This is a genomic window from Flammeovirga aprica JL-4, assembly GCF_012844305.1.
Lineage (GTDB): Bacteria > Bacteroidota > Bacteroidia > Cytophagales > Flammeovirgaceae > Flammeovirga > Flammeovirga aprica.
This window is the reverse complement of the sequence record NZ_JABANE010000155.1, coordinates 1-15,145: the sequence shown is the minus strand read 5'-3', so window position 1 is coordinate 15,145 and position 15,145 is coordinate 1. Positions and strand designations below refer to the sequence as shown.

At 30.2% G+C, this 15,145-nt stretch carries 8 protein-coding genes; all 8 read right to left on the bottom strand.

Going from position 1 to position 15,145, the window contains the following annotated elements; all coding sequences use genetic code 11:
• Positions 1 to 464: 464 nt before the first annotated feature.
• Positions 465 to 3,713, bottom strand: a complete 3,249-nt coding sequence (locus HHU12_RS30705) for a WG repeat-containing protein (RefSeq protein ID WP_169660566.1) — start codon at positions 3,711 to 3,713, stop codon at positions 465 to 467.
• Between the two features lie 297 nt (positions 3,714 to 4,010).
• On the bottom strand, positions 4,011 to 4,325 hold the full coding sequence (locus HHU12_RS30700) for a hypothetical protein (RefSeq protein WP_169660565.1): 315 nt from the start codon (positions 4,323 to 4,325) through the stop codon (positions 4,011 to 4,013).
• A 287-nt stretch (positions 4,326 to 4,612) separates the two neighbouring features.
• Positions 4,613 to 5,389 carry a hypothetical protein gene (locus HHU12_RS30695; protein WP_169660564.1) on the bottom strand — a complete coding sequence of 259 codons (777 nt, stop codon included), beginning with the start codon at positions 5,387 to 5,389 and terminating at the stop codon, positions 4,613 to 4,615.
• A 345-nt stretch (positions 5,390 to 5,734) separates the two neighbouring features.
• Complete coding sequence (locus tag HHU12_RS30690; protein WP_169660563.1) at positions 5,735 to 6,127, bottom strand: hypothetical protein; 393 nt, start codon at positions 6,125 to 6,127, stop codon at positions 5,735 to 5,737.
• 489 nt (positions 6,128 to 6,616) lie between these two features.
• Positions 6,617 to 8,218, bottom strand: a complete 1,602-nt coding sequence (locus HHU12_RS30685) for a WG repeat-containing protein (protein WP_169660562.1) — start codon at positions 8,216 to 8,218, stop codon at positions 6,617 to 6,619.
• Between the two features lie 404 nt (positions 8,219 to 8,622).
• Complete coding sequence (locus HHU12_RS30680; RefSeq protein ID WP_169660561.1) at positions 8,623 to 9,153, bottom strand: helix-turn-helix domain-containing protein; 531 nt, start codon at positions 9,151 to 9,153, stop codon at positions 8,623 to 8,625.
• Between the two features lie 97 nt (positions 9,154 to 9,250).
• A complete protein-coding gene (locus HHU12_RS30675) occupies positions 9,251 to 12,505 on the bottom strand; it encodes a WG repeat-containing protein (protein ID WP_169660560.1) in 3,255 nt (1,084 codons plus the stop codon).
• Between the two features lie 40 nt (positions 12,506 to 12,545).
• On the bottom strand, positions 12,546 to 14,951 hold the full coding sequence (locus tag HHU12_RS30670; RefSeq protein ID WP_169660559.1) for a WG repeat-containing protein: 2,406 nt from the start codon (positions 14,949 to 14,951) through the stop codon (positions 12,546 to 12,548).
• Positions 14,952 to 15,145: the final 194 nt, after the last annotated feature.

Here is a 15,145-nt window from a genome sequence, read left to right as displayed (position 1 = left end):
ATTCATCAAATGTTTTTCGTAGATTTGCTACTGAGTTAAGGCTCATGAAAAGTTGTTTGTTTTATTTTGTAGGAAATTTAAAATAACAACTTTTCTTCCTTTTTAGAAAGTTATCCAATTATCATCGGGTAGAGTAAATTTTTAGAAAAATATATTATCTCATTTTCTGGATTTCATAATTTGTTCAATAACATCTTTGCTCTTAATCCTTTTATAACGGTTTTCAATATCACTCCTTCTTTTAATTAAATTTTCGGGTATTGTTAATTGAATTAAATTATTATTGAATTTAAAACATGAAGAATATTTAGAAACTTCATCTTTATCAAGCGAAGTAAAATATTTGTATTCTACTTTCTTAAAATCATATTCCTTCTCAAAAATCTTTATCGTAATAGACATTCCAGGTTAATGAATGAAATGTAAAAAATAGTAAAAAGCTTCATCCTTCTATCAAGAAGATATTAAAGGTGATCTTCCAATTGTTCATATACCTCAAAGAATTCCATTCCTTGACTGCTCAGTAATTTTTCTTCTTTCTTTTCATCTATTTTCATAAATATATTAAGACCCGAAAAGTAATGTTTTACATAGGCATAAGTTGTTTCAGAAATCATTGGCATGATATATTTATAACCTGTATTTCTTGTAATAATATTACCTTCTTCATCAAGAATTCCGTATTGATCATCATCATATTCCTTGTCTAAATAAAAAATCAAACCTTTTAGGTCTTCATGATTATCTTGTTCGATAGGTATATGTACATCAATTTTTTCATCTTTATATCCATCTATAAAAAGAGAATCGGAGAAAAGATCTTTATGTATTCCTTTATCAAGATTGTAGAATTGATGTCCTGAAATCATAACTAGATCATTCTTTACATAATACAATTTAGCATCTTGATCTGTAGATGGTATTTCGAAAAATTTATCCTCAAAAAGGTCATAAATAGAGTCTTTCTTTGAATCAAATTGAATAAAACGGTTGGAACTGATGATCCCTTTATAAGGTGAACTTGAAGGTACAGATAAGTCACTAATCTTCCCATTTAAATTGGCATAATGTATTTGTTTATCTTTTTTTACATACAAAAGATTTCCAACACTATCAGTAGAAATATCATCATATAATATAGGTATATCCCACTTTTGAAGTTTTGCATTATAAATACCCTTCTTATAGTTACTGTCAATACAATAGTACTGTTCGAAATCAGTAGTATAATAAGGAACTGCACCATCGAAAGTGACTTTTTCCATCGCTCTTAGTTCATAAAATTCATAAAAGTCAAGTTCTGAACTTATGGTATAAACAAACCCCTCTTCTACTTTGATTACAGTATCCATTTCATTCTTTATCATTTCAATAGGAATTTTTTCAGGAGTTTGAATACGATACACTTTTGTTTCTCTCCATGTTTTTTGGGTGATAGTACTATCCAGAATCGTAAAACGGATATTGTTTTCTTTTAGATAAGTAATAGTATTGTTGATTTGATGTCTTATTTCGAACACAGAATTATCATCATTCTTCCTTGAAGAATAGTCATGTCGTAAAGAATAAAAACTTAAATCATGTTCCTCGAACCATTTTCTTGAAAAGATTTTTGAAGTTTTAGTAATGATGTCATACATGTGAACACTGTTGTCATCCCTTTTCAAGAAAAACATGCTATTGACTGTCCTTGTATCCCAAAACTCAGAATACTCTTCGAACTTTTCTATGACATTCAGATCATCATCATATAATGTAAAATTATATAATTCCTCACCATCTTCCATAATTAAAAAATGGTTATCATCTATACGGTTTATTTTTGAATATATAGGAGGTACAATATAATTTCCTTCAGTATTAATCACCCCATACAAAAAGGAATCGCTGTCATTTAATCTCCCTTTTACTATTGCTATTCCATTGATAAAGGTAGTAGCTTCCTCAAATTGAAAAGGAATGACTAACTCTCCTTCTTTGTCTACAAAGCCATAAACAACATTAGCTTCGTACTCTTCTGGATGATACAGTGGGAACCTATGCAACTCTTTATCTTCAGTTTTATCAGTATCAGTAGAATCATAATTACTACCAATTAAAGTTTTTTTATACAATCGTTTCTCCATAAGCACTTTATAATCCTCTCGATCAGCATTTACGTAGAGCTTAAAAGTATTCTCATTTAGATTTTCTATCTTAGAATAATCAAAATCAGTATAATTTTCTAGATCATGATTAAAGACTGCCCATTTTTTATCCTTTTGACCTAAAAAGTAATCTCCTTTTAAAATAATATCATCAAAAACTGCATCGGTATAGTATCCATTATACACTAGACCTTTCAAACCATTTTTCGTATATACTGCATGACCATCATAATCATCTGGTTCCATTAACACCTTTCCGTCATAATTGTAACAGACATAAACGCCTTTTGAGTTACGTACCCAATAGTAAGAGTCATTTGCATATCTTAAACCAAAAGAGTTCTTTACATCCTGTTGTGTTCTGATATCAAAGAAATATCCAACCTCATTTCTTTCTAACCTTATATAATTATTGTTGTAGCCCTTATATTCCGCTTGCAAAATAATGGTCTCACCTTGTGGAACAACAAGGTAAGTAATGTCATCATTAGGAACAATCCCAAAACCTTTTAATTCCTTGTCACAGGTAATATCTCTCTTCATCACATTTACAATTCGACCTTTCCTATCTACTACAACTGAATTGTAAAGAATGTAGTAACATCTTAGATTTTGGTAAGGTTCTTTATCTTTACGAGAATATTCATAACCTCTTTTCCACGACCCATAATTATCATCAAAGTGAACCGCATAATATTCTTTTTTCACTACATTATAAAGACTCCAAAAGCTATAATAATTCGACATCCCAAAACCAGTTCCTCCAAATTTACGGTTTGTAACTTCCACATAATTAATCAACCAATTATTATTTTTTTCAGGATCTGAAACCCAGTTTCCATTACTGTCAATTACTCCACTAATTTCATTAGAAATCACATGTGCATAACCATCAATAAATATTTGGGCTTCATCAAAATGAAATGGAATAACAGTTTCCCCTTTCAAATTCAAGTACCCCCACTTTCCATTTTTCATCGCACTTACCTTTCCTTCAGAAGGCACATCTATCATTGTATATTCAATAGGAATGACAATTTTACCATCAGTATCAATTAAACCATATTTTCCTTTTTTCTTTACAATATGATGTCCGTCTACTCTTAATCCCACAAAATCTGCATTGTAAAAACCCTTAAATTCTAGGTCCTTCAGCTTGTCTGACGTCAATCTATTTCCATCACTAGTGAAAGTATTGATCTTAGGATTCTTTTTTAAAATCTGTCGGTAAATCTTTCTAGTTTTATTTTCAACAGACTTGTAAGATTTAATATAACTGCCTTTATCCTTACTCAACATTGCATTAAAAGCTTGATTAAAAGCATCATCAAAACTGTTAAAAAATTTATCTAATAAGGCATCGGTATCCGTCTCAATATCTTTAACGAATTTAGGAGGTGTTCCTATTGGAATCATTGAGTCTATATGAGCTTTTTGATCATCATCAATTGCACCTAAACCTTCAAACATATGTTTTTCAATTTTAGGTATCCGGGGTTTTGAAAAGTAATATCCCACACTGATCAGTACACCTATTATCAAGAATATAGTTATGCTTTTTTTCATTATTGAAGAGTTATTAGTTTTGAAAATTAGTTTGCTTAAAAATCAACTATTGGACGGACTAAAAAGTTTTCTCATTTTAATTCTTTATTAAAAAACTGCTTTTCTGCCCTAATTCTTATGTAAAAGTAAAAAAAGTTTAATTCTTTTTATTCTATTTTTTTTACTCTTTTAGAAATAGTTACTAGTCTAAGGAGTATTTGATAAGATAGCTCTAAGTGACGAATTGATACTTTGAATAGTTTTTTTGGAAACGAACGAATTTAACTGTCAGAAGGTGATATTATATTCGAGTCATTCTTATATTTCTCCTATCCTTTGAAGTTGATAGACACTATATTCTTTAATAATTGGATCTGATGACAATGACAATTCTTTTAGTTTCTGAATAGCATACTCTGTCCTTAAATCACCAAGAACATAAGCACATTTTCGTAAGAAAGGGTCTCTATTATCTTCTTCGTCCCAATGATTACAATTTAAGTGCATGGCTTCTACAACTGTATCTATGCAGTCCGGATTTTTGTATTTAAATTGAAATGATAATGCTATATTTTCATGTTGATTATGCCAACATTCAACCAATAATTTTTTGTACATTTTATCTAAGTACATGACAAAAAACGTGTAGTTATAAAATTTAGATCTGTACCCTTAGGATTTAATAACTTATCAGAGATATAGTCTAATCCATATTTGAAGAAGCTTTTAGCTCTTCTGCCATGCTTTAAAATTCTTATCTTCTTGACATTGTCGTGAAGAAAAATTCCCATATTGTAAGACCATACAAATGATAAAGCAATGATATATAGCAGTTTATTAATCCTATCATAGTGAATTAAGTGTGTATCTTCTAAGTTGAAACCTGAAGATTTGAAAGCTTTGAACATCGTTTCAATCTGTCATCTGTTTTTGTAAATCTCAAAACTTTGATCCACTTGATTGTAGGAAGCTATCATCAAAAATTGTAATTCCCCTTTCTCATAATATTTCATTCCTGAAAAATAGACATAAACATTATTAACTGTCACAATAGATGGATGAAAATAGGGTGTATTTAACTTTTGTGTTCTTAAAATCCAATGTCCTTTTATAACCTTTCCCCCTTTTAAAGTAAGATCAAAGTTATCCCTAAATCTGATATAAAATGGTATTTTATGATGCACCAAATAGTCCCACCATTTTCCTCCAATAAATTCCCTGTCAGCCGTTATATATTCTATAATAGATAAATCAAAGAGATGATGAAATCTATTGAAAAGCTCTTCCCTTTCTTTTTCATTTGAGTTGCCTCTTTTATTTCCAAGGACAGTCCACAAGATAGGAAGTCCTACACCTTCATAAATCACACTTAAATATAAAATATTGATATTCAGTTGTCCAAATTTCCAATTTGTACGGTCTAGCGATAGCTGTAACTTCCCTTGAATTGGTAACATTTTTAATAATAAGAGAGAAAAAGCATTTTCATCAAGTTCAAATTCAGAGAAAAATCTTTGTATTCTTCTCAGTTTAGATTCAAGTTTTGCCGAAGAAGAAAATCCTTGAGAAAGTCTGTTAAAGTTAACGGTTTGGACTTTCAATAAACTTAAGATAATACAGCAAAGACAAGTAAGTCTTGCTTTATTAAGCGTTAATGTTTTCGATAAAGTTTCAAATAATGATGTATATTCGGTCATGCTAATCAGGTTGAGTTCAATTTTTTGTGTGGTAACTTAAAGTTAAACATTTTCTCTGATTAGCTTTTTTTGTCATGTACTAAGACATTTTATACAAAAAGTTATCATCGTAATATTTATGAGTTATCATTTTTATTATGTCTATTGCTGTTGCATCTTTATTTAAATACGCAGAATTAAATTCTTGTTCAAAAATCTCACATCTTTGACTTCAGGAAATTTTGACTCAAATTGTTGCTTTGAAATTTCATCAGTCACATATTTTAATATTAAATCACGCTTTCCTTTTATCATTTTTCCATTTATTATTTCAATTCCTAGAAGTCGTTGCTTGTAATCCTTTTTCTAAGTTATTTCATACCAAACTCCCATAATTGTGTTGTTAGAAAATTTTGTATACCACGAGTAATATCCATCAAAAGTCAAACAATCATAACTATATATTATATTAAGTTCATTATCAAACATTAATTCCATCAGCATAGGTTCTGGTGGTGATAATTTATAAGCATTTGAATATACAGAAAGGTTATTTATTTCCTTCATTGAAATGGATTGATGAAGATCAAAATCAATAGATTTCAAAATTTTCCCAATTTCTTTTAACCTTTTATATTGCTCCTTTTTTAATAGGATACCAAAAGTAAATTCATTATCATTTATTCTTATTATATAAGAGTTATCATAATAAGAGATTTTATATTCTTTATTTTTGAAAAATATGGTTTCCTTGTTCATTTCTTGTCATTTTAATTTGAGCACCTTCACACCTATCCAATCATATTGCTTACATCTTCTAATTATTAAACCTGCTGTACCCTTAAATTTACATAGAAGATCAATAAAACGGTATCGATATCCATAAACTTTAATTCGTGAGCAAAAGCTCCACTTGCTCCATCAATACAAATAAGGAGATGAAATGACAATATCCTGTTCACTAATATGATAAATGGAAGTAAGAAGAAAGGTAGTAATTGTATTACTGTTATTGGTTGGGTTGATTTATTGGTAATAAGACATGAAGGTCCTTATGCCTACGTATTGATTCAGTTGGCTTTTATCAATGTAGCTTTTCCAACCTTTTTAGAAATAAAAAATCCCAAAAAAGCACATAGCATATTGATAATCAAACCAATAGATCACAAATAGACAAAAATAAATTAATTCTGAATTATTTTTGTTTAGTAATTAGCGAATTCTAATAAATCACTTTTGGGGTATTTTCTATATCTGACCTGTTTTATTGAGATTGTTACTGTTCACATCACTAGTTATTAAAAGACTGTCCTTCAAAATGTGATAGCCTGTTGTTTCTAGATAAAGTTTAAATGTTTTATCTGAAAGTTCTCTTACTCTTTCGTATTCAAAATCTGAATATTTATCCAGATTTACGCTATAGGCCGCCCATTTATTTCCTTTCTTAAAAAATAGGTGTTTATCATAAATCTTAATATCATCATATAATGCTTCTGTATAAAATTGATCTCCAGAAATTCCTTTTAAATTGCCTTTTGTGTATATAAGAAATTTAGGAAATGCATAATATATCAGCTTATCTGCCTCTATTATTTCTTTTCCATCATAATTATAACATTGATAATTGGTTAACGGCTTTGCCCAATAACATTCATCAAATACAAATTGAAGATCATGTGACTGCCAAGGTTTCATGTTAGATTTAATATCGTAGAGATTTTTATAATCTGGACCATACAATACAATATAATCTTTATGTACTCTTCCATAAATTCCATTTACCGAAAAACCTTTAGCTTGTGGTGGAGCAATATAAGTATAGTTACTTTCACTCGTTGCTAAAATGTATCCATTTAGATCATTTTGTATATTAAAATCCTCGTCTATTATATTTACAAACCTTCCTTTCTCATCAATAACAATAGAATCATAAATAATATAATAACACCTTACTTTTCTAAAAGGAGTACTACATTTTTTTGAATAACCAGTAAATAAAGCATAATATTCATCTTTAAGACTATTTTTCAAATACCACAAATAGAACATTTTATTTGAATTAGACCAATCGGTTGAAGTACTCCAGGTAGAGTTAAAAATAAACTTACTCATCCAATTATCATTTTTTTGAGGATCAGAAACCCAATTTCCTTCACTGTCTATTACCCCTTCTATACCGTTAGAAATAGCATGTGCATACCCGTCAATAAATATTTGTGCTTCATCAAAGTGAAAAGGAATAACTATCTCTCCTTCCAAGTTTAAATACCCCCATTTCCCATTTTTCTTTGCACTCACCTTACCTTCTGAAGGCACATCTATCAAATCGTATTCAAGTGGAATAACAATTAATCCATTCTCATCCATCAAACCGTATTTACCCTCTTTTTTTATTATATGGTGTCCATCCACTTTCAAACCTTCTAATAATCGTCTTGAATCCTGGTTGTATTTTAATGTGTTAATATCGGCTGTTATCAATTTACCTCTTGACATTTTTAAAGTATTCACATCCGGATTGTTTGCTTTTATTTGTTCAGACATAAATTGATATGTTTTTTTAAAAGTTCTAAATTCCTCTTCACGAGAACCCTTAAAATTTTCTACAGGCATATTAAACAGTTTCACAAAGGATTTATCAAAAAAATCTGCTTCTAATTCATCTATATTATCTGGTAACCGTTTAGGTTTTTTCCCAATTAGAATTGATGATGCAATGCGAGAAATAGGTTCTGCTTCCCTTTTAGTATAATAACGCTTTTCAACTTCAGAAGAAATGGAACATCCTCCGAATAAAATTGTAAAAATAAATATCCCAAGATACGGGAATAATAGTTTGCTTTTTTTCATGTTTAAAATAATTAGTTTGCATCTGAAAAATCTACAGTGATGTAAAAGTAATACAATTTTTAATAATTAATTGTAACTATGATGACCTTTCTAAATATTAAACTAGATAGTCAATAAGTGATTTTTTTTATCACCTTCACACCTATCCAATCATATTGCTTACATCACCTAATTATTAAACCTGCTTTACCCTTAAATTTACATAGAAGATAGATAAAACGGTATCAATATCCATAAACTTTAATTCGTGAGCAAAAGCTCCACTTGCTCCATCAATACAAATAAAGAGATGAAATGAGAATATCCTGTTCATTAAAATGATAAATGGAGTGGAAAAGAAAGGTAGTGATTGTATTACTGCGATCAGTTGGGATGATTTTTTTGGTAATATGACATGACGATCCTTATGCGGATTGTTGTACGTATTGATTCGCCAGTATTGTATCAAGGAGTGTAGTTGATGTCTTAAGCTTGCTTGCTTTTTGAAGTGTGATATGAAGTTTCAAAAGTGCAAAAAGAAAAAGGTCGTTTCTGAAATGAAAGATTTTTTTGTGTTTTAAACGCTTCTGATAACGTTTTATTTTCAGACGTTTTCGATAAGCCGTGTGTTTGTGATAGAAATTGTAAACTTCGGGTGTGTCTGAGGCCCAACAAATTTGACGACGGTCTGCATAAAGGCGATAAGGTCTTTTTCTTTTATATTTTTTGAATATGGATTTTTTCTTATTACTGCCTCCTGTTAGTTTTTTTCTGGCTACAGCCAAGTAATGTGCATAGTGTGCTTTGTATTTTTTACCGCCTATTGAATTTCTTTTGAGTTCACGGCATACTGTAGAATGAGCAACACCAAGTTTCCTAGCTATCTTACGACGGCTAAACTTCTGAATATTAAAGGTAAATTCTATGTATTCTCTATCTTGAAGTGTGAGATTCATCTTACTTTTTAATTGGTATTACTATTATATCATTCGGATTTTCTGCTGTATTAGTTCTGTTTTATCTGTTATTTAAATTTATTTTAACTTTTGAGTATCAGTCCACAGAAGAATTACGATATTGTTCAACTGCCTGAAAATAAGCCGCACTTTCGTTTTCAATACTTTCTGCCTTTACATCGCCACTTATATTAATCAAATCTATATCAAAATCGAAATAACTTATTTTATATCCATATGTTGTTTCTGAAGTAACAGGTAATATGTAACTGTATTCTGCTGAAGTTGTTATTACTTCTCCTTGTTCATTTATGATTCCATATACTTTGTCTTCGTATCCAATTTTCAGATAGAATACTAATCCTTTTAAACCAGATATTTTATCTTGCCCTTCTGCTATCTTTAGTTCATACTTTACTTCAGGATCAGTGGAAAGGAAAGCGGCATCATTGTATAGATTTTTTTGGAGCCCTTTATTGATATTATAGAAATAATCATTCGAAAACATCACCAGGTCATTATTGATGTAGAATAGTTCAGGTACACCTTCTTTTACGGCAGGAATTTTAATATAAAGTTGTTTCTCTAAATCATATATTGAATCATTATTAGACTCAAAAAATACAAATCTATCGAGTATTAAATCACCTCTATCAATGGAATTTGAAGGAATAGAGATATCACTGATCTTTCCTTTTGAATTGGCAAAATATATTCTATCTCCTTTCAATAAATGAAGTAAATCACTTTCATAAGCATCAATTATTTTATCATATTCTACATCAATAATCCATTTTTGAAGGCTTGCATTGTATATCCCTTTTTTGTGATTATCATCGATACATCTAAAGTTTTCAAAATCTTCTGTATAATAAGGGACTGTTCCATCAAAAAGTACCCTTTCTTTTGTAATTAGATTATAAAACTCTCTCTCCCATGAAGATTCATAGAGGTCATATTCATACCCTTTCTCAGTAGATCTGAATCTGTAATAGTTATTGCTTATGATTTTAGCAGGTATTTTCTTGGTGGTTTGAATCTGATAGAATTTAGTTTTTCTTCCGTAACCATGATTCTGATAAAAACTATCTACAAGCGAGAAATGCACTTTATTTTCTTCAAGGTAAGAGAGCATATTATCCCTTGTTCGATCAATTCTGAAAATAGAACTATTCTTATCTTTTCTCGACTTATTTTTCTCTAAAAATTCTTCATCGAGGTTGTTTTCCTTTAACCATTCCTTGTCGATTGTTAAAGCTAGATTTGTCTTACAATCATACAAATCAGTGCCTTCATAAGGTTTCTCCAGAAAAAATAAATCACCGACAGTATTTTCATCCAATTGGTAAGAATAGCCTTCAAAGGTTTCTAAGACCGTTCCATTTTCATCATGTAAAGTGAATAGATAATCTCTTGTTCTTCTTTCTTTCGCTAAAAAGTATAAATCACCTATGCGAGTAATTGTGTGATACTTTGGTGGTAAAATATAATCGCCATCAGTGTTGATTACTCCATATCCTTCTTTATCTTCCTTGTTGAGCTTTCCTTTTACTATTGCGATTTCATTTACAAAACTTTCAGCTTTGCTGAATTGATAAGAAACTGCCAATGTTGCATTTTGATCTACATAACCGTAAATTCTGTCAGGAGAGAATTTAGATGAATTTCCATCCTCAGTGCTTGTCAGAAATAATGTTCTAGGGCTTGATTTCACATTATCCGTTAGGTACCTTCCGTCATGATAGGTTTTTGTCAGGAATTTATCGTTGATCAGTAGTTTATATTCTTCATCGTTCTTATATACCTTGAAGATATTATCGTTGATTTCTTCTATTTTTTTGAATTCGAAATCAGAATAACTATTTAATTCTATATCAAAGACCGCCCATTTTTGATTCTTTTGTAGAAAGATATAATTCTCAAAAACTTTGATATCATCAAAAGTAGCATCAGTATAAAAATGGTCTCCTGCAAGTCCTTTTTTACCGTTTTGAGTGAAAACTCCAAAATCAGAACTTATCGCTGTAAAATCATCTACTTCCATTATTTTCTTTTCAGCATAAGTGAAGCATTGGTATTTTCCAGCTTCTGTTTCTACCCAAAAACAGTCTTTATAGAGATACCTTACACCTACTGATATTTCTAATGTTTTATTCTTGAAAAAATCATAAAGAAAATAATCTTCTGTACCTTCTAATGCTAAATAATTGTTCCTTGCTTTTGCAAATTGACCTCTTATGGCTGAAGTTTTCCCTTGAGGAATTTGTGTAAAAGTAACCCCTGCCCTCGTTGCAATTCCATAGCCATAACTATCTATATCAAAAGGAATATCTTCTGTTAATACATTTACAATTCTACCTTTGAAATCAATCACAACTTTATTGTAAATGATATAATAACATCTGATTTTCTTAAAAGGGGACCTGTCATATTGATATCCTTTCTCTTTGTGTTCCCAAGTCTCAAAATTATCATCAAAAAGAAGTGCGTAATACTCATTTTTTACGGTATTTTGAAGCGTCCACAGACAATACGTTTCATTGAAACGGTTGGTTTTCAGACCATATTTTTTATTGATATGCATAACATAATGCTCCATCCAATTATCATCCTTTTCAACATCAGAAACCCAATGTCCTTCACTATCGATTACACCTTCAATTGAATTGGAAACAACCTCTGCGTATCCATCTATAAATAGCTGTGCATCATCAAACTGAAAGGGAATGACAGTTTTTCCTTTAAGATTTAAATACCCCCACTTCCCATTTTTTTTGGCACTTACTTTTCCTTCAGAAGGCACATCAATCATATCATAAATTACAGGAATAACAACTCTACCCATTTCATCTACCAAACCGTACTTACCTCCTTTTTCTGCGATATGATGACCATCTACTTTTAACCCTACAAAACCATCCGTATATACTCCTTCAAAAGACAAATCCATATCGTAAATATCATCAATTGTCAGCCTATTTTCGGATCTTCTAAAAACTGTTGCTCCTGGATTTTTATCTTTTAGATGCTCAAACACTCTTCTGTGTTTTTCTTTATCTACAAGAAAACTCTCAATATAATCTCCTCTAGCATCCCTATCCTTTAGATCTTCAAAAGAATTGCCAAGCAGATCGATTAATTCATCAAATGCGGCCTCAACTTGTTCACTCTCTGCCACAACGTTTTTCTGGTTTTCACCCACTGTGATAGAAGATGCAATCCCTTTCTGCTGTTGTGTTTCTTCACCCAAAAAGTAATATTTTTTGATGGGTTTTGGATTTGTGTATGATAGACAAAGTGTAGAGAGTAAGACTACACCTATTATTAGTATAATGCTTTTTGTAGTTTTCATTATTGAGTCATTTGTTTAGTTAGATTGAAGTTAAAGAATGTCATTTCAAATGACTATTTCTATTTTCATATCGTCTATAAGCTTCAAGATATTCTATAGACTTATTTTCTATTAACCGTTCTACTAAATTGTCGCCTATCTTATAAAGATTTATTTGACCTTCTAATATATTATAACTAGCTCCATAAGTATATTTTGATGTCATTGTTTGAATATAGCTATATACTGGGAAGACTATAATTTCACCAAATTCATTAAAAATTCCATATGATTTGTTCGAATAATCATCATTTTCATGGTGTAGTGAAAAAATTAAACCTGTAAGGTCTTCTCTATTTTCTTGGGCACCTTTTATATGAAAATCAAATTTATCTTTAGCGTCCGAATGGAAGATCGTTGTGTCTGAAAATATATTTTTCTTGATTCCCTTATCAATATTGTAAAAGTCTGTACCTGAAATCATAATCAGGTCATGATTTACGTGATAAAAGAAAGGTGTTTCGGTAATTGATGGTATTTTGAGAAACTTTTGTCTTTTTAAATCATATACGGATTTATTATTTTTAAAATAGATAAATCGCTCTGAACTTAAATACCCTTCCAATTTTGAATCAGCTGGAGAGGAAAATTTACTGATCACTCCTTTATTATTCGCGTAGTATATTTTATTTCCTTTTCTAAGATAATATGGGTACCAGTTTCGATGCTGGACTATCTCATCATAAATTGGAGGTATATCCCAACTATTGTTAGTAATGTTATATACTCCCTTTTTATTGTTTTTATTTACACAAAAATACTTTTCAAAGGTATCGGAATAATAAGCAACTGCCCCATCAAAACTTGCCTTCTCCTTAGAAAACACATTATAATAATGAGGTTGATTGAATTTCGATTTTAAATAGTATATAAACCCTTTTTTTGTTTGTTTTAGACTATCATAACCCTCATAAATTAGTTGTTCATTAATTTTTTTTGGAGTAAATACGGTATAAATTCTGTAATCGTATTCTCTTCTATATGAGTATGTTTCAAGAGTGCTGTCTAATAAACTATATTCAATATTATTCTCCTCTAGATAGTTTAAAGTATTATCAATTTTGTGGGTTAATTTAATTATTGAACCCACAGTATCACCTTCGGAATAAATATCATCGTAAAGGCGTTTTTTTAGATTCCGTTCATGAAACCACTCACTAGGATATTCTACAGATTGAAGCGTCTTGCAATCATAAAATACCCTAAGACCGTTCTCTTTGGTCAGAGAAAAAATCCGATTCTTATAGTCATAAGATGTACATTTTTCATAATTATCAAATTGTTTGATTACCTCTCCTTCATCATTAAATAAAGTATAACTTTTATCGTCATTGTCTGTTAGAAAATAATTCTTCCCCACACGTTCAATATGTGCGAAATCATATACTGGCTGTATGATGAAATCTCCTTCAGTATTAATTACACCTGTATAGTTATCACGAAATGGTTTATGATTCCCATATACAATGGCGGTTCCTTCCACAAAACTACCTGCCCTTTCAAACTGATAAGGAATTTTTAAATTACCTTCCTTATCCGTATAACCATAATGATAGCTATTTCTCTGATCCCGTCCAGAAAAATAGTTTTTCTTAGCTGTACGTACTGTAAATAACTCTATGGCAGCCGTTTTCTGTGCAATAGTTTTATCATATTTACTGTAATGAAGCAAGTCATTAGAAACTATACTATCGGTAAGCATATAAAACTCTGTAGAATCTTTGTGAAGTCTAAATGTGTATGAATTGATGGAGTGAATAAATGAGAAGTCAAAACCAGTAAAAGGTTCTAAATCCAAATTATAAGCAGCCCATTTATTCTCTTTTTTTAGAAACACATATTCATCATAAACTTGAGCATCTTCAAAAATTGCTTCGGTGTAGAAGTCTATACAACTTACTCCTTTTTTATTTCCTTTTGTATAGATATCAAAGGTATAATCCGATACCTCAAGAGCATCAACATCTAATACTTTTTCTTCCTTAGCAGTAAAGAGTGAGTAGGAACCGTTATCATTATGTACCCAATAATTTTTGCCATAAAAATATTCTACACCTAATGAGGTTTTAAGTCTTTTTTTGGTGATAATATCATAAAGAATGTACTTATTCCCATCCTCTAAAAGAATATAATTTGACCTTAACTCCTCAAAGATCCCTTTTTCTTTTAAAGTAATTCCTTGAGGTATTGAGATAAATATAGAATCTTTGGATGTACCTATTCCATATTCCTTATAAACATTATCAATCGGCCAATCATGCTTCAAAACATTGACAACTCGACCTTTTGCATCCAACACTACTTTATTGTAAAGAATATGATAACATCTTACAGTTTGTTCTGGGATTCTAGCATTTCCTAATGGTCCTCTAAAAAAAGGCCATGTTTCAAAATGATCATCAAACAAAATAGCATTATATTCATTTTTAACTTCGTTATGTATACACCAGAAATAGTAATAACCTGAATAAGAAAAAGCTTACTCTACCCGATGATTTTTAGATAGTTCATCCTAAAATGAGAAATCATCTTTGTAAAGTCTTTGAAATCAACACTTTTAATCATCTCTCTCACTTTATTAAGTCCTCTTCTGAATACACT